The sequence below is a fragment of the Ruegeria sp. J8 genome (assembly GCF_056531925.1).
Genome location: NZ_JBQFMR010000001.1, coordinates 712,181 through 731,642, shown reverse-complemented (window position 1 = coordinate 731,642; position 19,462 = coordinate 712,181). Strand labels below are relative to the sequence as shown.

The following is a 19,462-nucleotide window of genomic DNA, read 5'->3' as shown; positions in this document are numbered from 1 at the left end:
TCGTCAGCGGTCGTCTCAGCGCCAGTGAAGGTCCTCTAGCGGTCTCGTAAGCTTACCCCGTCAGCGGCCCCTCTATCGGCCAAAATGCCCCCGAAACCGCCCCAGTTTCTCGGGCTTCGCCAAAAAGCTGATTACAATCATCGGTTGGCAAGGATTGAGCACTAGGATTCCGGCGTCCCCGAGTGATTTTAGATCTCTAGTCGAGCAAGGAATTGACCAGAGCTATCCGGGTTTCCTCACACTAGATGGTGGCGTCAAAGCAGCAGTTATGTACTTTTCCACTGTTTGGGGAATATTTGAGTTTAAAGCACTGAGATTCAATGCAAACCGAACCAGTATCAGGCAGTTCGCAGAGCGGGCCGCACCGTCTCGCGAGCAGTTTCGGGAGTTCCAGCCAGCCTTTGATTACTTCGTGGAAAGATACAGGAACGGACACCAAACTAACCGGCTGTTCAGTACTATGGCTGGCAGGGACACCCTAATTCGGAATGAAATTAGCGATGCTCTGCTAGAAAACACGGCTTCCGACACTGACAAGTTAAACATGCTCCTGCTGATAGCTTATTGTTTTCGCAACAACCTATTTCATGGGAAAAAAATGGGCTTGGGGCTTGGAGGACCAGTATGACAACCTTACAACCGCCACTTTGGTTCTCGTCGAAGCTTTGAGAATTTTCGAAAACACCACCAATGATTAGAACGGCACCACCTCCCTGCCTCCAGACTGAGGAGGGAGACATGGAGACTGCGAAAGTCCACTTCGACGACTGGCGTATCATTTATGAAGATCTTCGACCTCCAGTCACTGTTAATCTGCTGCCACCAGCCGCCATGAAAGCGCCCATTCAGGTTGAAGTCAGAGCGACTGAATATCCGGCGGGTGAACTTATGATGATGATCGGTGGTGACATCATCGACCTTCGGCTCTTCCAAAACAGGGATGTCAATGAAAGCATCAGCGATGACTTGGTTATAGCGCTCAAGCTCAGCCCGCATTCTGATGATCTCGTCGGTATCCTCGTACTCGACCAGTGACTCAGCACTATCCCCTCTGAGAATGATGATTTCTTCACCTTCGACCCGACCAACGTCATCTCGTCGGAATGCCACTTCGGCGAACCATCCTTGCATCACCTCAGAGGCTCGTATCCTCGTCGTTCTGTTACCCCGAGCCAGAGGACCCGAGTAGCTGCCCTTGGCAACATCCAATAGTCCTGCTTCGATTAGAGTGTGAATGATCGGGATGATCTTCTTGGATATATGGATCGCGTTATAGCGGGAAGACGTGTCCCAGTAGTTCGAGGACATGGAGACGCCGATAGACAGTTCCGGGTCTTCCAGCCAAGCGACATAAAGGTCCAGAACCAGCACCCGGAGTTGATGTCTGAAAGCAGTCTTCGGCTTCGGTCCGGAAGTCTTATCACTCGGCAGATAGTCGTCCCAGATGCGGTCGACCAAGGCGGCGACCTCTAGGTGATCCGACCAGCGGTGAACGTCGATTGGCCGCGAGTGCCACGGGTCCTCTATCTCCCCCATAACCTCCTCCTCCCTCTATGTATTATAATCAGGAACGAGGATACTCAGGTCTCTCTATCCTCCGGTTTCTATTCATTACTTATACCTATTCCCCACCCCCATAGAACCCCCGCTAGAGGAGAGGTCAGAGGGCGTCAGAACACCGAAACCACAGGGGCATTTCTCGGAGGGTTTCGCCCCAAGAGCCTACAGTCGTTCCATGTTCTGATGATCTGGCTGGGGTGGTAGGATTCGAACCTACGATACACGGTACCAAAAACCGCTGCCTTACCACTTGGCTACACCCCAACGGTGAGGCGCTATCTACGATTGTTGTTTGGGGGGTTCAAGCCCTTTCCCGCAAAAATATGAACGCAGTCAAAAAAAAATTTGCCAAGATATGTAACCGCTGGAAACATAGCTTTGAGTTGCTTTTCCGTGCCGGTCATTTCGCGGTTTACCAAGAAAACGTCGGCGGCGCAGGTTGCTTGTTTCAAGTAGATGTCGTCGGTACGATTCTGCGGTAAGTTTCCCAGGGGGTATTGGCGCGCCGGGATCGCGAAGACTGGCACTCGGCCAGGCCAGTGAAATTGCAAAAGGATAGACCGGAAATGAAGTTTCTACGCACGCCGGACGAGCGGTTCCAATCTCTGGAAGGTTACGATTTCGAACCGCATTATTCGATGGTCGATGATACCGAAGGCGGAGAACTTCGGGTCCACCATGTGGACGAAGGTCCAGCGGACGCCAACCCTGTTCTGATGATGCATGGCGAACCAAGCTGGTCTTTCCTCTATCGTCACATGATCAAGGGCTTTGTCGCGCGCGGACATCGGGCGGTTGCGCCGGATTTGGTCGGGTTTGGTCGGTCTGACAAACCGACCGAGCGCTCGGATTACACCTATGCGCGCCACGTGTCGTGGATGGGGGACTGGCTGCGCGGGGTGGATCTGACGAATATCACTCTGGTCTGTCAGGATTGGGGCGGGTTGATCGGATTGCGCCTTTGGGCCGAGATGCCGGACCGCTTTGCCCGTATCGTGGTTGCCAACACGGCCCTGCCTACCGGCGATCAGCCGATGGGAGAGGCATTCGAAAACTGGCGTAAATTCAGCCAGGAGGTTCCCGTGTTCCCGGCGGGGGGGATCTTGAAAGGCGGTACGCAAAAGCCGATGTTAGACGACACGATTGCCGCCTATGACGCGCCATTCCCGGACGAAAGCTATAAGGCCGGGGCGCGGCAATTCCCGATGTTGGTGCCAGCATCGCAGGACGATCCTGAGGCTGAGCCAAACAGAAAAGCCTGGGCTCTTATCCGCACTTTGCAGACCCCGGTGTTGACGGCTTTTGGGGCGGATGACAAGGTCATGGCTGGGATAGATACGGTGTTTCAGCGGCTCTGTCCGGGGGCCAAGGGGCAGCCCCACACAATCCTGCCGGACGCCGGTCATTTTCTGCAGGAAGATGTCGGGGCGGAACTGGTCGATCTGACCTGCGATTTCATCGCCCGAACGTCCTGACGCTATTCCCGAACTTCTTCGGGGTCGACGCCCCAGAGGTTGGATTTCTGCGTCCAGCCACGGTGTCCTCCGGCCGAGACATGGCACCAGTCCAATGTGCAGCTGCCCAGGCGCGCAACTACGCCGGATTCGAATTGCGCGCTGATCTGAGCGCTGGAACTGGGGTTGGCATAGACCGGCAACATATCCGTTTCGATCAGAACGGTGCGCGCACCGGACAACAGGGCGTAGTGCACCCAGCCTCCAGCGCCGTCACGGTCCTGGACCCTGCGCCAGTTGCCATATTCGGCGGTGATTTGCAGCGGCATGCCGCGCCGCTTGAACACCCAGTCGATTCGATGAGTCAGGGAGGGCCCGCGCCGCACATTGCCCTCGGCCGCCTTCATCGAGACATAGCGTGGCAGCGGCAGATTCGTGACCGGACCGCGCTTGTCCTGCGCGCTGGCGGCCAGACCTCCGGTCCAGATCAGAAAAACGCTCAACACCGACGCTAAACGGCGCTTTTGGGGTAGAAAACCTCTCACGGACTGCCTGCTCTTGTGCCTGTTGATCTTGTTGCGAAAAAAGCTTGGTTCAATGCCATGGGGTTCTTGTGCCCCGCCTTTTCCTGCGCCACGATGACATGGCGCGCGCAGGTTTGCAAAGCAGTGGGAGTGCACAGGTGCCAAGAGAACGTCTGAGTGTTGTCGTAACGCGACGGTTGCCCGAGGCGGTGGAAACGCGGTTGAGCGAATTGTTCGATGTAAAGCTGCGCGACGATGACGCCCCAATGACGCGAGATGAGCTGGTCGCAGCGGTCAAAACGGCGGATGTTCTGGTTCCCACCGTTACCGATACGATTGATGGCGGGGTGCTGGGGCAGGCGGGTGAAAACCTGCGGCTGATCGCGAACTATGGCGCTGGCGTCGATAATATTGATGTGGCCACCGCGCGTCAGCGGGGCATTCTTGTCTCCAACACGCCCGGTGTGCTGACCGATGACACGGCGGATATGACGATGGCGCTGATCCTCGCCGTGACCCGTCGTATCCCCGAAGGCCTGACAACCATGCAAAAGGGCGAGTGGGAAGGCTGGGCTCCGACCGCCTTACTGGGTGGCCGGATCGGCGGACGTCGGCTGGGTATTCTTGGCATGGGCCGGATCGGTCAGGCCGTGGCGCGTCGCGCCAGCGCTTTTGGAATGCAGGTGCATTATCACAATCGCCGCAGGCTGCGCGCTGAGACGGAACAGGCGCTTGAGGCGACCTATTGGGAAAGCCTGGACCAGATGGTTGCGCGTATGGACGTGATTTCGATCAACTGTCCGTCCACGCCCTCGACTTTTCACCTGATGAACGCGCGGCGGCTGAAGTTGATGAAACCCTCGGCCGTGATCGTGAATACCTCGCGGGGCGAGGTGATAGACGAAAACGCGCTGACCCGGCAGATCCGCGCTGGTGAGATCGCAGGGGCAGGTCTGGACGTCTACGAACACGGCACCGACGTGAACCCGCGATTGCGACAGTTGCCCAACGTGGTTCTGTTGCCCCATATGGGGTCCGCCACGCTGGAGGGTCGGATCGAGATGGGCGAAAAAGTTATCATTAATATCAAAACATTCGAAGATGGGCACCGCCCACCGGATCAGGTGGTTCCTGCCATGCTTTAATCGGCACGGCCGACTGGCCGGGTATCAATTTTTCAGGAGGATACTATGAAACGACGTCTGATTTCCGGCTTGTTCCTGTCGGCTTTGGCCTTTGCGTCACCGGTTTTCGCGCAGGAGGCTGCCGACGCGGTTTCGCCCGAAGGCGGGTCCGTAGGCCAGGTTCAAGGCCTGACCGCCGAGGTCATTGCCGCGCTTGAGGCGAAGATGGAGGGCAAGCCGGTCACTGCGCAGAACTGGATGGTTGCAGCGGCCAACCCGTTGGCGGTTGAGGCCGGGGCCAAGGTGCTGCGGGCAGGGGGGTCGGCTGCGGATGCGATGGTCGCGGTTCAGGTGGTGCTAGGCCTGGTCGAGCCGCAATCCTCTGGTCTGGGCGGTGGCGCGTTTCTGGTCTGGTATGATGCCGCGACTGGCAAGATGACCACGCTGGACGGGCGCGAGACAGCCCCGCTTGAGGCCACTCACCGGCTGTTCCACGACGAAAATGGCGAACCCCTGAAATTCTTCGATGCTGTAGTCGGGGGACTGTCCGTTGGAACACCGGGAACGCCAGCCCTGTTAGAAGAGGCGCATCGCCGCTGGGGTCGAAGCCCGTGGCCCAGCCTGTTTGCGGATGGGATTGCGCTGGCCGAGGACGGATTTCTGGTTTCTCCACGACTGGCGGGGCTGGTCGAAAAGGACGCAGAACGGTTGTCACGCTTCCCTGTGACGGCGGAATATTTCCTGCCGGATGGCAAGCCGTTAGAGCAGGGTCAGCGCCTGATGAACCCCGACTATGCGGAAACACTGCGCACTTTGGCCAGCGAAGGCGCGGCAGGGTTCTACGGTGGCGAGATCGCAGCGGGGATCGTCAGCACGGTGCGTGGGGCGGAAGGAAACCCCGGTGTGCTATCGGGCATTGACCTGGCCCTGTATCAGGTGATCGAGCGCGAGCCGGTCTGTGCCGCCTATCGTGTCTACGAGATCTGCGGCATGGGGCCGCCCTCTTCGGGCGCGCTGACAGTTGGGCAGATTTTGGGCATGCTGGATGGTTATGATCTGGCGGCCATGGGACCGGAAGATGTTCAAAGCTGGCGGCTGATCGGCGATGCCTCGCGCTTGGCTTTTGCCGACCGGGGGCGGTACATGGCTGATCACGACTTTGTCCCGATGCCGACCAACGGGCTTGTTGACCCGTCTTATCTGTCCGAGCGTGGCGGTCTGTTGAATGAGAGCGAAGCCTTGATCGACGTGGCGCCGGGCAACCCGGCCTTCGATCATGCATCAAACTGGGCGGATGATGAATCTCTGGAATTGCCGTCGACCTCGCATATCTCGATTGTCGATCAATATGGCAACGTCCTGTCCATGACGACCACGATCGAGAACGGCTTTGGCTCTCGATTGATGTCCAACGGGTTTCTGCTGAACAACGAATTGACCGATTTCTCATTCAAGACGCATCGCGATGGCGTGCCAATTGCCAACCGGTTGGAACCCGGCAAGCGCCCGCGTTCGTCGATGAGCCCGACAATCGTGATGCAGGACGGCGCGCCTGTTCTGGCTATTGGCTCTCCGGGCGGCAGCCGGATCATTGGCTATGTGGCCAAGTCGATCATCGCGTGGGCGGATTGGGATATGGACGTGCAGCAGGCCCTGTCCCTGCCTCATCTGGTCAACCGGTTCGGAACTTATGATGTTGAGCTGGGAACAGCGGCCGAAGGGTATGCAGATCAGTTGACTGCGCTTGGGTATGAGGTCAATCCACGGGATCTGACCTCGGGCCTGCACGCGATTGAGATCGGGGATGTCCTGATCGGCGGCGCAGATCCACGTCGCGAAGGAATTGCGCTGGGCGAATAGCCCGGCGATCAGGGGGGGAGGAACAGTATGGTGCAGGCAGTCGCTTTGCCTCGGAACGAGGCTGGGATCGAAACGGTCATAGGCGTTCTAAAGCAGAAATTCGGCGACCGCCTGCAAACCGGCCAAGCCATTCGGGAACAGCATGGGCACACGACGACGTGGATTGAAAACCAGTCCCCGGATGCTGTGGTGTTTCCTCAGACCACTGCAGAAGTGTCCGAGATTGTCAAAACCTGCGCCACGCATAAAGTGCCGGTGATCGCTTTTGGCACCGGCACCTCGCTCGAGGGGCATGTCAATGCGCCGGCCGGAGGTATCTCGGTCGACCTGACCCAGATGAACAAGGTTCTGACCGTGAATGCCAGTGATCTGGACTGTGTCGTGCAGCCCGGCGTCACGCGTGAGGATCTGAACACGCATCTTCGCGATCAGGGGTTGTTCTTCCCCATCGACCCCGGCGCCAATGCCTCATTAGGGGGGATGGCGTCAACGCGGGCTTCAGGGACGAATGCAGTGCGCTATGGCACGATGAAGGACAATGTCCTCAGCCTCGAGGCGGTGATGCCGGACGGGCGGATCATTCGCACCGGGCAACGGGCCAAGAAATCCTCGGCCGGGTACGACCTAACGCGGTTGTTGATAGGGGCCGAGGGGACGCTAGGGGTCATCACGGAAATCACTTTGCGGCTGCAAGGCATCCCCGAGGCGATTTCTTCGGCGCGCTGTTCCTTTCCAACCGTGGATGCGGCTTGCCAGGCGGTGATGATGACCATCCAATACGGCGTTCCCGTGGCCCGGATCGAGTTGCTGGACGAAATGTCGGTAAAGGCGGCCAATGCCTATTCCAATCTGACATTGCCCGAAACGCCACTTCTTTTGCTCGAATTCCATGGCTCGGAAAACGGCGCGATCGAGCAGGCAGAAACCTTCGGTCAGATTGCCGAAGAATTCGGCGGTACCGATTTTGCGGCAACCTCGACCACTGAGGAACGCAGTAAGCTGTGGCAGGCGCGGCACGACATCTATTGGGCTTGTCTGCAGCTGCGTCCGGATGCACGCGGGATTTCAACCGATGTTTGCGTGCCCATTTCGCGTTTGGCCGAATGTGTCACCGCCACACAAAACAAGGCAGAGGAACTTGGGTTGATCGCGCCTATGGTCGGCCATGTCGGGGACGGGAATTTCCATACCTTGTTGCTGATCGATATGGAAAACGCCGACGAGGTGGCCAATGCCGATCAGTTTGTCGGCTGGTTGAATGAATTGGCCATTTCGATGGACGGCACCTGCACCGGCGAGCATGGAATAGGGCAGGGCAAACGCCCCTATCTGATCAAGGAGCTGGGGGACGCAACCCGCTATATGGCGGCGATCAAGGTGGCGCTCGACCCGGACAATATCATGAACCCCGGCAAGATCCTGTAGCGGCTTTCACTGCCATTTGAGCGATTGCTGGCGCCAAAAGTCGGTTTTGCACTTTTTTGCGTCGGCTGGACTTGGCGCTTAGGCCTCGGGCTTGGGCATAAACCTTGCAAATTAGACTCAATCCGGAGAACGGGCGAATGAAAACCCAAGTCAAAGCACTGGTCGTTGGCGGTGGTGCCGTCGGGACCTCGATTGCATACCACCTTGCCAAGGCAGGCTGGGACGATGTGATGCTGATCGAACGTGACGAGCTGACCTCGGGCTCCACTTGGCACGCGGCTGGCCTGCTGCCACTGTTCAACATGTCCTACGCGACAACCCACATCCACAAATACTCGGTCGATTTCTACAAGACACTTGAGGAAGAGACTGGCTTGAATGCTGGCTTTGCCGTAGTTGGCAACCTGCGCATGGCGCAGACGCAAGAGCGTATGGACGAATACATGCTTTATGCCTCGACCGCCGAGACCTGCGATGTGGCCTATGAGTGGCTCACACCCGAGCAGATCAAGGAACGCTGGCCGCTGATCGAAACCGGCGATCTGAAAGGTGCGATTTATCACACCGAAGATGGCTACATTAACCCGGCCGACGTGACACAAGCGATGGCCAAAGGTGCCCGTCAGCGCGGTGTTGATATTGTGCGCAAGATGCAGGCTGACGCGTTCCACTGGAACGGCACTCATTGGGAAGTCACCTGCACCAAGATGGTCGAAAAGGGCGGCAACCTGGTGCCGTCGGACGAGCAGGTTGTCATCACAGCCGAGCATGTCGTGACCGCCTCGGGCAACCACGCACAGCGCACCGCCAAAATGCTGGGTATCAAGATGCCCGCCATCCCGGTCGAGCACACCTTCATCGTCATGGACAAAGATCCCGAACTGGTCAAATGGCGCGAAGCAGGCAACCCCGAGCATCCCGTCGTCCGTGACGCCGACAACGAGTCTTATGCGCGCGAGGAACGTGGCGGCTGGATTCTGGGCATCTACGAACACGGCGCGCCCGCACAGTTCGAATATGGTGTGCCGGACAGCTTCCGCGCGGACCTGTTCCCGCTGGATATCGACCGGATTGCCGACCAGTACATGGCGATGGCCGAGCGTGTACCCTCTTGCGCCGAATCCGGCCTGAAAGACGATTTCAACGGCCCGATCTGCTATACGCCTGATGGCAACCCGCTGGTTGGCCCCGCTCCGGGCCTGCGCAACATGTGGCTGGCCGAGGGCTTCTCGTTCGGGATCACTGCCGCAGGCGGCACCGGCTATTATCTGGCGCAGATGATGGTTGACGGTGAAGCCGAGATCGACATGGCCTCGCTGGACCCCAAACGGTATTCGTCGAACTGGATGACCACCGAATTCGCGGCGCGCAAGAACGAAGAATGCTACGAGCACGTCTACATCCTGCACCACCCCGACGAAGAGCGCGAAGCCTGCCGTCCGCTGCGTACTGTTCCGGCCTATGACCGCCAGAAAGCGCGTGGCGCACAATTCGGCTGGGTGAACGGCTGGGAACGTCCGAACTATTTTGGGCCCGTCGATGCGCCGGATAATTTCGACAAGGAAAGCCGCAGCTTCCGTCGCGGTGGTTGGTGGAAACACGCTGTGGAAGAGGCCAAAGCGATCCGCGAAGGCGTTGGCCTGATCGACGCGTCGGCCTTCACCAAGCATGTCGTCAAAGGCCCCGGCGCGACCCAGTTTCTGGATTGGTTCACCTGTAACAAGCTGCCCAAGGTCGGTCGCATCAACCTGACCTACGCGCTGACCTCGCATGGGACCACCCGCACTGAATACACCATCGTCCGCAATGGCGAGAATCACTACTACATCGTCTCCGCAGGTGCCTGGACCGAGTATGACGCGGACTATCTGCGAAAAGCGGCCGAGGACAAGATGGAGGAGTTTGGGTATATCGAGATACAGGATGTGACCACTCAGTGGGGTGTCTTCGCCATCGCCGGACCCAAGTCGCGTGATGTCCTGAAAGCGGTCATCAAAGACGCCGATCCGGAAACCGCACTGTCCAACAAGCGCTTCCCATGGCTGTCGGCCCGTCAGATCGAACTGGGCATGTGCCCCGTGAACGCCATCCGTGTGGCCTATACCGGTGAGCTGGGTTGGGAACTGCACCACCCGATCGAAATGCAGAACTATTTGTTCGATCTGTTGGAAAAGGCTGGTGAGAAACACGGTATGAAGCTGGTTGGTGCCCGTGCGCAGAACTGGCTGCGTCAGGAGAAATCCTATCGCGCCTTCGGCACCGAACTGGGCCGCGACGCGACCCCCCTCGAGGCCGATCTGCCGCGCTTTGTCGACCTGTCGAAAGACTTCTACGGCAAAACCAAGCTGGAAGAGACCGGTGTGCGCGTAAAGTGCTGCACACTGCTGATCGACGGACCAGACGATGCTGACCCGTGGGGTCGCGAAGCGCTCTATACGCCGGAAGGCGCGCGCGTGGGTCGTTTGACCTCGGGCGGGTATTCGGTGGCCTTCGAGAAATCGATCGGCATGGGCTATGTGCCCCCCGAGCTGGCAGTTGAAGGCACCAAGCTACAAGTCAAAATTCAGGACAAGCTGTGGGATGCGGTTGTGACTTGTGACAGCCCCTATGATCCTAAGAACGAAACGATCCGTAAAGACGGTTGATTCTGAGCTTAGCTTTAGGCGGGGCTCCAAAATGGGCCGCCTAAGGCGGCCCATGCCTCCGGCGGAGGTATTTTCAAACAGAAGAAGCGGGGGCTGGTGACATGATCCAGCCCCCTGCTTTTGGCTAGGGGGGCCTTCTCCTGTTACGGCCAACGGCGCCTCCGCCTGTACCGCAAAATCACTATTGCTCATCAGAGTTAACGACCCGTTACTTCTTCTGTTCAAAAATACCTCCGCCGGAGGCAAACCTGCTTAAGCAGGTTTTCGTGGCGCATCTCTGGGGAGAAATATTACGTGGTTTCCGAAGATGGATTGGATAGGGCCCATCCTTGGCAGAGAACTTATTCTCATCAAGTGCCCGAGTTTTCCGCAATGAAAGCGATATTGTTTGCGGGCATCTCTAATATTTTGAGAATCGTTAGACCTCGGGCCTGCAAATACGCGGCAATTTCGGAGTCATTCTTATAGCCGATCTCGGGGTCTTGTTGGACCAGGGCCTGGTGAAACCGTTGATCACCATCGCTGGTCAATTTGCCCGCGCGCATGAAAGGACCGTATAGGATAAATCGCCCTTTAGGCTCCAGCGCCTTTGAAACCTCAGTTAGAATCGTGCAGGTTTCAACCCAGCTGATAAGATGGGTCAGATTAATCAGGACGATAAGATCCTTGCCGCCAAATTCTCGATGCCATCCCTCCGCCGTGGCGTCCAGAGTGGCGGCGACTTTGATGTTCTCTTGCTCGACCGTGTATGTATTGATGCTGGCGCGGCGGTCGGGGTCGATCTCAGTCGGGTGCCAGGTCAGGCCGGGCAGGCGCTGGGCAAAGGCGCTCACATGCTGGCCTGTCCCGCTGGCAATTTCCAATGCGTTCCCGCTGTCAGGGGCCCATTGCGCCAGCAGATCGCAGAGCACATCTGCATTGCGGGTCGCAGCAGGCGCGACCATTCGGGCGCCCTCGACCTGAGTTGCAACGCTGGCGTTAGGAGGAAGGGTTCGTTTGCTCATTGTCGCAGCCTGTCGGGTTTAAGGGCGTTCACAATTTCCGCGTCTAGTTCGGGCGGTGCGCCGATTGCCAAGTCGGCAACTATTTTAGACGCGGCCGCCGCCGTTTGAAACCCGTAGCCACCCTGGCCAGCCGACCAGATAAAATTGGGTTCGATCGGGTCCGGTCCCAGAACCAGCGTCCCATCAGGCGCAAAACTGCGTAGCCCCGCCCAGTTTGTCTCGACCCGCGTGACGGCTTCGGTCACCATTTCTTCATAGCGCGCAAGCCCTTCCGCCAAGACCAAGTCGTCGGCATAAGCGTCTTGCGGTGGTACCAAGTCAGCCTCGGATGGCGAGACGATCAATTTCCCAGCATCGGGCTTTGCGTACCAGCTTTCCCCAGCACCCAGCAGCATTGGCCAATCTCGCAAATCATGACCGCCCGGCGCGGGAAGACGCGCCATCGATCGACGTAGTGGAGATATCCCGATCGGTTTGATCCCTGCTAATGCCGCGACCTGGTCCACCCACGGCCCGGCTGCGTTGACAATTACGCGAGCTTCAAAGCTGCCGTTGGCCTCGACAATCCAGTTTCGATCCCGGCGCAGCGCGGTGACGCGGGATTTCGTCAGAATGTCTCCGCCATTGCGTCGGATCGCTTGTGCAAAGCTCTGCATAAGACGGTCGGTATCGATGTCGAACGCGGCGTCGCTGATTGCTGCAAAGCGAACGGCGTCAGCGTTGAGGATTGGGATTCGATTTACAGCTTCGGCGATTGATATGGGATGCATGTTCAAGGATGCGGTATCATTGGACATTTGCAGGGCTTGATCTGCTCGACCCACCAGCATCAGGCCACGCGGTGTCAGATAACCACCCTTGTCGGTCTTCAGAAAGCTGGCGCTGGCCCGGTTCAAGGCAACGACAGTCTCTGGGCCGTAATTTTCTTCAAATAGTGCAGCTGAACGCCCCGACGCGTGATAGCCCAGGGCGTCTTCGGCCTCCAAAACCACAACCCGTCCATGGGCTGACAGGCGCGCGCCAGCGCTGAGCCCGGCGATACCGCCACCGATGACTAGGAAATCTATCATATCCCTCTCTTCGCAGTGTGCGGGGCGAAGTACACAAGGTTTGCTGCCGATCTACAAGCAGGGTTGAAATTGCACCTCAACCCATACAAAGAATGCCCCATTGATATAGGAGGATAGGGTGACTGGCGATAACTTACACCCGATGGCCACGGGACATATACCGTCCTACGTGACCCAGGCCGATGGCAGCGACTTTCTTTTAACGTTTATGTTCATTTTCACGGTTGGAGTGATCATTTTGATTGGGGTGGGATATTTCACCCTGCATTCGATCCCAGAAAAAATCGCACATGAATCCAACCATCCCCAGTTCCAACTGGTTGGTATTCTAGCGCTTCTTGCGCTGTTTACTCATAATGGTCTGTTTTGGATTGCTGCCATTCTGGTTGCCGGATTCCAGTTCCCTGACATTGGTGCCCCTTTGCGGGCCATCGCAGATGCGATCCGATCGTTGGGTCCGCAAGCGCAAGACCCAGCCACGCCTCCTCGGGCGGAACATCAGGAGCAATAAGGCATGCTTGAAACACTGATGTGTGCACTGATCACGGTGCTGCCTGATTTTCTGTTCCGTCGTTACGTGCAGGGCAAACGGATAGGCCATGAAATTACGCTGTTCACCATGTGGTACGAGCTGCGCTGGGGGCTGACGACCTGTGCCATTCTGGCACTGACGGTGATCACGACGCTGTTTTACTTTCACCCGGCCAGCCGGACGGCAGCGTCGTATTTCCGCACCGTGACGATCCTGCCGCAACTGGGAGGGCGCGTGTCCGAGGTCTATGTGACTAACAACCAGCAGGTGGTCGCAGGTCAGCCGATCTTCCGAATGGAGGATTTTACCCAAACGGCGATGGTCGAGGCTGCTCATGCGCAGATCGCGCAGGTTCAGGCCTCGTTGAAAGTGGCCGAGACAGACCTGGCCGAAGCAACCGCCGGGATTGCGGGTGCCAAAGCCTCATTGGATCAGGCGATTGAAGACCTTGAGCGCAACACCACGCTGCGCGACGAGGGATCCAGCGCCGTGCGTCTGGCCGAGATCGACCGGCTGGAAAACATCGTCGCCGAACGCGAAGCCAAGCTGGTGGCGGCCGAGGCGCAACGGGCTGCGGTTGTGCAACAGATCGAAGAGCTGATCCCGGCGCAGCTGGCCAGTGCAAATGCGCAACTGGACGCCGCCCTGACCGAGCTGGACAAGACAGTGGTTGCCGCGGGCGTGACGGGCCGGATCGAACAATTCGGCCTGCAAGTTGGCGATTTTGTCAGCCCTTTGCTGCGGCCTGCGGGAATTCTGGTGCCGTCGCATTCGGGTCATGACCGGTTTCAGGCGGCGTTCAACCAGATGGCGGCCCAGGTAATCAAGCCGGGCATGGTGGGCGAACTGGGCTGCATGACCAAGCCTTTTACGGTCATTCCTATGGTTGTGGTCGATGTGCAGGACGTGATCCCATCAGGGCAACTCCGCCCTTCGGATGAACTGCGCGATGTGCAGACCAATACAAATCCGGGGTCCATTCTGGTCTATATGGAGCCGTTGTATAAAGGGATGGCTGACGACATTCCTCCGGGCAGCAACTGTTTGGCGAATGTCTATACCAGCAATCATGAACGGCTGGAACATGAGGACCTCGGCTTCTGGCACGCGGCGTTCTTGCACGTGGTTGATACAATTGGAGTGGTTCATGCGGCGGGCTTGCGCCTGCGGTTGATCCTGATGCCGGTGAATACGTTGGTGCTGAGCGGGCACTGATTTCAACTTGGTCTGGCCGGGTGCACGTTATCCGGCCAGACCGTTGCGGTGCAGCCCCGCAAAAACCTTGTCGTTACGGGCGTCGTCGTAGGGCCGCCAGTCCCGCATCCGGTCGACATAGCCCTCGGACAGGCCTTCGCAAGCGGCCAGAGCCTCCTGTGCTTCATCCACGCGGTCCAAGGCGGCAAGGCAGATGGCGCGGCGATACAGCATGTTGGGATCGTTGGGGCGCACATTGACGGCGCGATCTGCCCAGTCCAACGCTTCGATATTTTCACCCGCAACCAAATACATCCGGGCAATTGCCCAGAAATAGAACCCCCGGTCCGGTTCCCGCGGAGACAAGGCCAAAGCCTTGCGGATTTCCTCGGCTGCCTGGGGGCCGATACTGGGATCGGCAAGTTCGGACCGGTTGAAATAGGCCAGTTTAGCGCGTGTAAAAAAGGGGTTCAGGCGGATCGCGTATTCCAATTCCTTCAGGCTTAACGCCTTCTCTCCCTGCCAGACATAGGCTGTCGACATCACATAGTGCGCAAATGGAGATTTATTGGCTAGCTCCAACCCCTTTTGCGCAGCGGCCACACCCTTGGCCAACACGTCCTTTGAACGCTCGGACGCTCCAAACCCATATTCCTTTAGATAGGCCCATCCCATCCCCGCCCAGGCATCACCATAGTCTTCATCCAGTGCCACGGCGGCCTGAAACTCAACCTGTGCCGCTTGCAAATCTTCCAGCCCCGGCTTTCTAAGTCCCGACATCCCCCGCAGGTACCTTTCCCACGCCCCCAGATGGTCGGGGCGTTTACGGCGAATGCGGTCGATCTCTCCCTCGACTAGCTCGGTGTCCAATGCGGTGACGACACGCAAGGTGATGTCGTCCTGAATCTCGAACACATCTTCGAACGGCCGGTCGTATTTCTCGGACCAGAGGGCAAGCCCGGTTGTTCCCTCGATATATTCCACCGTCACCCGCACCCGAGGGCCCGACCGGCGCAATGTTCCAGTCACAAGATACTGCGCCCCCAAAACCCGTGCGGCGTCTTCGACGCTCAGTTCTGGGTTCAGGGACAGGCTGGACGCGCCCGAGACAACCGGCACCCGGCCCATCTGTTGCAGGCCTGAGATGATGTCTTCGGCCAGCCCTTCGGCGAAAAAGGCATGTTCAGGATCGGGGGAGTGGTTCTGGAAAGGCAAGACCGCAAGGGTCGGTGGACCTGTTCGGATTACGGGTTGGGACAGCGCGGGCGACGTCCCCTCGGCCTGCCAGCGAAACACGGTCAGAGGGCGCGAAATGTTCTTGAGCTGATGTTGGCCATCATGTGTCAGGTCTTTTGTTTTGCCCGGCGGCAGCGCATCGACAAATGCCTGCGAGGCGGCCAGCCCCCCGGCGTGGCAAAGGCCTTCCAATCGGGCGGCAATATTGACGCCGTCGCCCAGAATGTCCTGATCGTCAACGAACACATCCCCAAGATGCGCCCCAATGCGCAGCAGGATGCGCGCGTCTGGCGGCTGCTGCCGAGCCTGCGCTGCGGCCTCGGTCTGAATCCGCATCGCAGCGGTCAGCGCGGTGTCAGGCTCCGGGAATTCGGCCAGAAATCCGTCGCCCATCGTTTTGACCAATCGTCCCTGATTTTGTTCCAGCGCGGGCGAGATGATCGTGTTCCGCAGATGGCGTACAGCGCGCAGGGTTCCGACCTCATCGGTTTCGGTCAGATGGGCGTAGCCCAGCACATCCATGGCCAGAATGGCGGCACGTCGTTTGCCGTCCAGAAAATCCTCCATCGCGGTCCCTCGCAAGCCGTGCCTTGGGCAATCTTACGCGGTTTGCGCCATGAATGCATGACAAGAAAAAAGCCCGCCAAACGAGGCGGGCTTTGTCTAATGCTATTTACGCGTGGCTTACTGCGGGATCTCGCCGTCCAGCCCTTCGACGTAGAAGTTCATGCCCGCCAGCGTACCGTCATCAGCGGTTTCGCCATCCGCCAGCCAGTCGCTGCCGTCCTGCTTCTTTAGCGGGCCGGTGAAGGGGTGGTATTCGCCTGCGGCCATCGCGGCTTTCAAGGCCAGCGCCTCTTCCTTTACGTCGGCAGGTACGGCGTCGGAAATCTCACCGATCTCAACCATGCCTTCTTTGATGCCGTCCCAAGTGCTTACGGTCTCCCACGAGCCATCCATGACGGCCTGCGTGCGGGCGATATAGTAAGGTGCCCAGTTGTCGATGATCGACGAAACACGCGGGAAGGGTGCGTATTCGCTCATGTCCGAGGCTTGGCCAAAGGTGACAACATTACCTGCCTCTTGCGCGGCCGCTTGCGGGGCGGTCGAGTCGGTGTGCTGCAGAATCACGTCGGCGCCCTGTTCGATCAGAACGGTGGCGGCGTCAGCCTCTTTCGCCGGGTCGAACCAAGTGTAGGCCCAGACGATCTTGAATTCGACATCCGGGTTCACCTTCTTGGCGTGGATATAGGCCGAGTTGATGCCACGGATCACTTCGGGGATTGGGTAGGACCCGATATAGCCGATGATGTTCGACTTGGTCATTTTGCCCGCGATGTGACCCTGCACCGCGCGGCCCTCATAGAAACGCGCCGAATATGCCGAGACGTTCGGGGCGGTCTTATAACCGGTCGCGTGTTCGAACTTCACGTTCGGGAATTTCTTGGCCACGTTGATGGTGGGGTCCATGTAGCCGAAAGAGGTGGTAAAGATCAGATCTGCGCCTTCCAGCGCCATCTGGGTCATCACACGTTCAGCATCCGGGCCTTCGGGGACGGATTCAACGAACACGGTCTCGACCTTGTCGCCAAAGTGCTTTTCGACCGCCTGACGGCCCTTGTCATGCTCATATGTCCAGCCGCCATCGCCGACGGGGCCGACATAGACAAAGCCGACCTTGGTCTTGTCTTCGGCCATGGCCCCCGTGGCCAGACCCAGCGCCACGGCGGCGCTTGTCAGTAGAGTGGTGAATTTCATGTGTTACTCTCCAAGTTGGTTTTAGTTGGCCCCTAGTGCGAGGCATGGAAGGTTCGGCCCAATGCGGCAGGTGCGCTGCTCTTGTCGGCCGAAAGGATCACAAGCACAAGGATCGTGATGATGTAGGGCGACATTGCCAGATACTCGACCGGAATGGCAACGCCCGCTGCCTGCAAATTCAGCTGCAACACGGTGATACCGCCAAACAAATAGGCGCCCATCAAGGCGCGCCATGGCTTCCAACTGGCGAAGACCACCAGCGCAAGCGCAATCCAGCCGACACCGGCAGTCATGCCCTCGGTCCATTGCGGCACGCGGATCAGGCTGATGTAGGCTCCGCCCAGCCCGGCACAGGCCCCGCCGAACAGGATCGCCATAATGCGGATCTTGATGACTTTGTAGCCAAGCGCATGCGCCGCATCGTGGTTCTCGCCCACGGCGCGCAGAATTAGGCCGACGCGCGTGTATTTCAGCGTGGCCCAGACGGCGGCCGTGAGTGCGATGCCTACATAAAGGATCGGGTCATGCTGGAACAGGATCGGGCCGATCACCGGAATATCGCTGATCACCGGGATATGAATGTCGCCCATGCTGGGGGGCTTGATCCCCACATAGCTTTGTCCCAACAGGGCGCTGAAGCCCAGACCAAACAGCGTCAGAGCCAAGCCGCTGGCCACCTGATTGGCCAGTGCTACCTGCGTCAGCAGAACGAATAGCAGCGACAGCACCGCGCCGCCGATAGCGGATGCGATGAACCCCAGCCAAGGTGAGCCAGTCTCGACCGAAATCGCAAAGCCGCTGATCGCGCCGACGATCATCATGCCCTCGACGCCAAGGTTCAGAACTCCTGCTTTTTCAACGACCAGTTCTCCGATCGCGGCCAGCAGCAGGGGGGTTGCGGCCACCATTAGCGAGGCGACCAGAAGGACGGGATTGATTTCACCAAGGTCCATATCACGCTACCTCGCTACGGGCCGCACGGATGCGGAAGTTTGTTAGAAGATCAAAGGCCAGCAGGAAGAACAAAAGCATCCCCTGAAACACCTGGATGGCAGCGGCAGGCAAGCCCAGTTGGGATTGCGCGATTTCACCACCGATATAGGTCAGCGCCATCAGGAAGCCGGCCAGCAGAATGCCCACCGGATGCAGGCGGCCAAGGAAGGCCACGATGATGGCGGTAAAGCCATAGCCCACGTTAAAGTCGATGCTGACCTGACCGGCAGGGCCGGACACCTCGAACATACCCGCCAACCCGGCCAACATGCCCGACAGACCCAGGCAGAACAGGATCAGCCGTGCCGGATTGACGCCTGCGAATTTAGCTGCACGCGGGGCCTCGCCCGTCAGGCGGATATGAAAGCCCAGCATGTGTCGGTTCAACAGAACATAGGCAAAGATCACTGCAATCAGCGCCGTCACCACGCCCCAATGCATCCCCGATCCGGCAATCAGCTCGGCATTATGGGCGCTGTCATAGGACTGCAGGTTGCGCGAGCCGGGAAAGCCGAATCCTTCGGGGTTCTTCAGCAATCCAAGCGAGACCGAGGCCAGCATCTGTTCGGCCACATAGACCAGCATCAGCGACACGAGGATTTCATTGGTGCCAAAACGTACCTTCAGAAAGGCCGGGATCATCGCCCACAGCCAGCCCCCGAACGCGCCCGCAATCACCATGATAGGAAAGATGTAGATCGCCTCCAGCGGGTAAAAGGCCAAACCCGCACCGGCGCCAAAGATGGCGCCCATGATGTACTGACCCTCGGCCCCAATGTTCCAGATCCCTGCCCGAAACCCCAGCGACAAACCGATGGCGATCAACACCAAAGGCGCGCCCTTCACCAGCAATTGCGGGCGGTAGTAGAATGCGAACTCTCCGAACAGAGGCTCCCAGAATATGGTGCCGATGGCTTCGACCGGGTTCTTGCCCAGCAGGGCGAACAGCAAACCGCCAAACACCATCGTTGCCACCACCGCGACCAGAGGGGTCGCATATGACCACGCTTTCGACGGCTGAGGCCGTTTCTCCAACACAATCATCTGCTCAAACCCCCAGGTCTTCTTCTCGTTCCAAATACG

The 19,462-nt window shown here is 58.4% G+C and carries 15 protein-coding genes and 1 tRNA gene; 7 read left to right on the top strand and 9 right to left on the bottom strand.

Annotated features, from left to right (window positions below):
* Positions 1-633: 633 nt before the first annotated feature.
* The gene (locus ACR0L1_RS03490) at positions 634-1,536 is read right to left on the bottom strand and encodes a hypothetical protein (RefSeq protein ID WP_480857148.1); all 903 of its coding nucleotides are present in this window, start codon (positions 1,534-1,536) and stop codon (positions 634-636) included.
* A 213-nt stretch (positions 1,537-1,749) separates the two neighbouring features.
* Positions 1,750-1,824 (bottom strand) — tRNA-Gln (locus ACR0L1_RS03485).
* A 302-nt stretch (positions 1,825-2,126) separates the two neighbouring features.
* Between ACR0L1_RS03485 and ACR0L1_RS03480 the strand changes: the two genes are divergently transcribed.
* Positions 2,127-3,035: a haloalkane dehalogenase gene (locus tag ACR0L1_RS03480; RefSeq protein WP_480857147.1), complete on the top strand. Its 909-nt coding sequence runs from the start codon at positions 2,127-2,129 to the stop codon at positions 3,033-3,035.
* 2 nt (positions 3,036-3,037) lie between these two features.
* Here ACR0L1_RS03480 and ACR0L1_RS03475 read toward each other — a convergent pair whose 3' ends face one another.
* Positions 3,038-3,517: an SH3 domain-containing protein gene (locus tag ACR0L1_RS03475; protein ID WP_237217912.1), complete on the bottom strand. Its 480-nt coding sequence runs from the start codon at positions 3,515-3,517 to the stop codon at positions 3,038-3,040.
* A 179-nt stretch (positions 3,518-3,696) separates the two neighbouring features.
* On the opposite strand from ACR0L1_RS03475, the gene ACR0L1_RS03470 reads away from it, so the two are divergent.
* The 4 genes from ACR0L1_RS03470 (at position 3,697) to ACR0L1_RS03455 (ending at position 10,592) form a co-directional block, all read left to right on the top strand.
* Positions 3,697-4,683, top strand: coding sequence for a 2-hydroxyacid dehydrogenase (locus ACR0L1_RS03470; protein ID WP_170787414.1), 987 nt, complete (start codon positions 3,697-3,699; stop codon positions 4,681-4,683).
* Positions 4,684-4,728: 45 nt separating this feature from the next.
* A complete protein-coding gene (gene ggt / locus ACR0L1_RS03465) occupies positions 4,729-6,522 on the top strand; it encodes a gamma-glutamyltransferase (RefSeq protein WP_480549117.1) in 1,794 nt (597 codons plus the stop codon).
* Between the two features lie 27 nt (positions 6,523-6,549).
* On the top strand, positions 6,550-7,947 hold the full coding sequence (locus ACR0L1_RS03460; protein ID WP_170768962.1) for an FAD-binding oxidoreductase: 1,398 nt from the start codon (positions 6,550-6,552) through the stop codon (positions 7,945-7,947).
* A gap of 137 nt (positions 7,948-8,084) precedes the next feature.
* Complete coding sequence (locus ACR0L1_RS03455) at positions 8,085-10,592, top strand: GcvT family protein (protein WP_170768963.1); 2,508 nt, start codon at positions 8,085-8,087, stop codon at positions 10,590-10,592.
* Between the two features lie 350 nt (positions 10,593-10,942).
* On the opposite strand, the gene ACR0L1_RS03450 is transcribed toward ACR0L1_RS03455, so the two are convergent.
* Both ACR0L1_RS03450 and ACR0L1_RS03445 read right to left on the bottom strand, forming a co-directional pair.
* Positions 10,943-11,596 (bottom strand): DUF938 domain-containing protein, encoded by a 654-nt coding sequence (locus tag ACR0L1_RS03450; RefSeq protein ID WP_480857143.1) that lies wholly within the window; start codon positions 11,594-11,596, stop codon positions 10,943-10,945.
* A complete protein-coding gene (locus tag ACR0L1_RS03445) occupies positions 11,593-12,666 on the bottom strand; it encodes an NAD(P)/FAD-dependent oxidoreductase (protein ID WP_480857142.1) in 1,074 nt (357 codons plus the stop codon). Before ACR0L1_RS03445 ends, ACR0L1_RS03450 begins: the two co-directional genes overlap by 4 nt.
* A 142-nt stretch (positions 12,667-12,808) precedes the next feature.
* Between ACR0L1_RS03445 and ACR0L1_RS03440 the strand changes: the two genes are divergently transcribed.
* A complete protein-coding gene (locus tag ACR0L1_RS03440) occupies positions 12,809-13,177 on the top strand; it encodes a hypothetical protein (protein WP_170769817.1) in 369 nt (122 codons plus the stop codon).
* A 3-nt stretch (positions 13,178-13,180) separates the two neighbouring features.
* The gene (locus tag ACR0L1_RS03435; RefSeq protein ID WP_480857140.1) at positions 13,181-14,413 is read left to right on the top strand and encodes an HlyD family secretion protein; all 1,233 of its coding nucleotides are present in this window, start codon (positions 13,181-13,183) and stop codon (positions 14,411-14,413) included.
* A 27-nt stretch (positions 14,414-14,440) separates the two neighbouring features.
* Here the strand turns inward: ACR0L1_RS03435 and ACR0L1_RS03430 are convergent, their stop codons facing one another.
* From ACR0L1_RS03430 to ACR0L1_RS03415, 4 genes are all read right to left on the bottom strand, one after another.
* Positions 14,441-16,195 (bottom strand): adenylate/guanylate cyclase domain-containing protein, encoded by a 1,755-nt coding sequence (locus ACR0L1_RS03430; RefSeq protein ID WP_480857139.1) that lies wholly within the window; start codon positions 16,193-16,195, stop codon positions 14,441-14,443.
* 117 nt (positions 16,196-16,312) lie between these two features.
* Entirely contained in the window at positions 16,313-17,386 is a 1,074-nt protein-coding gene (locus ACR0L1_RS03425) for a BMP family ABC transporter substrate-binding protein (protein ID WP_170768968.1), read from the bottom strand.
* A gap of 32 nt (positions 17,387-17,418) precedes the next feature.
* On the bottom strand, positions 17,419-18,339 hold the full coding sequence (locus ACR0L1_RS03420; RefSeq protein WP_170788141.1) for an ABC transporter permease: 921 nt from the start codon (positions 18,337-18,339) through the stop codon (positions 17,419-17,421).
* A gap of 1 nt (position 18,340) precedes the next feature.
* Positions 18,341-19,423, bottom strand: coding sequence for an ABC transporter permease (locus ACR0L1_RS03415; RefSeq protein WP_170788142.1), 1,083 nt, complete (start codon positions 19,421-19,423; stop codon positions 18,341-18,343).
* Between the last annotated feature and the right edge of the window lie 39 nt (positions 19,424-19,462).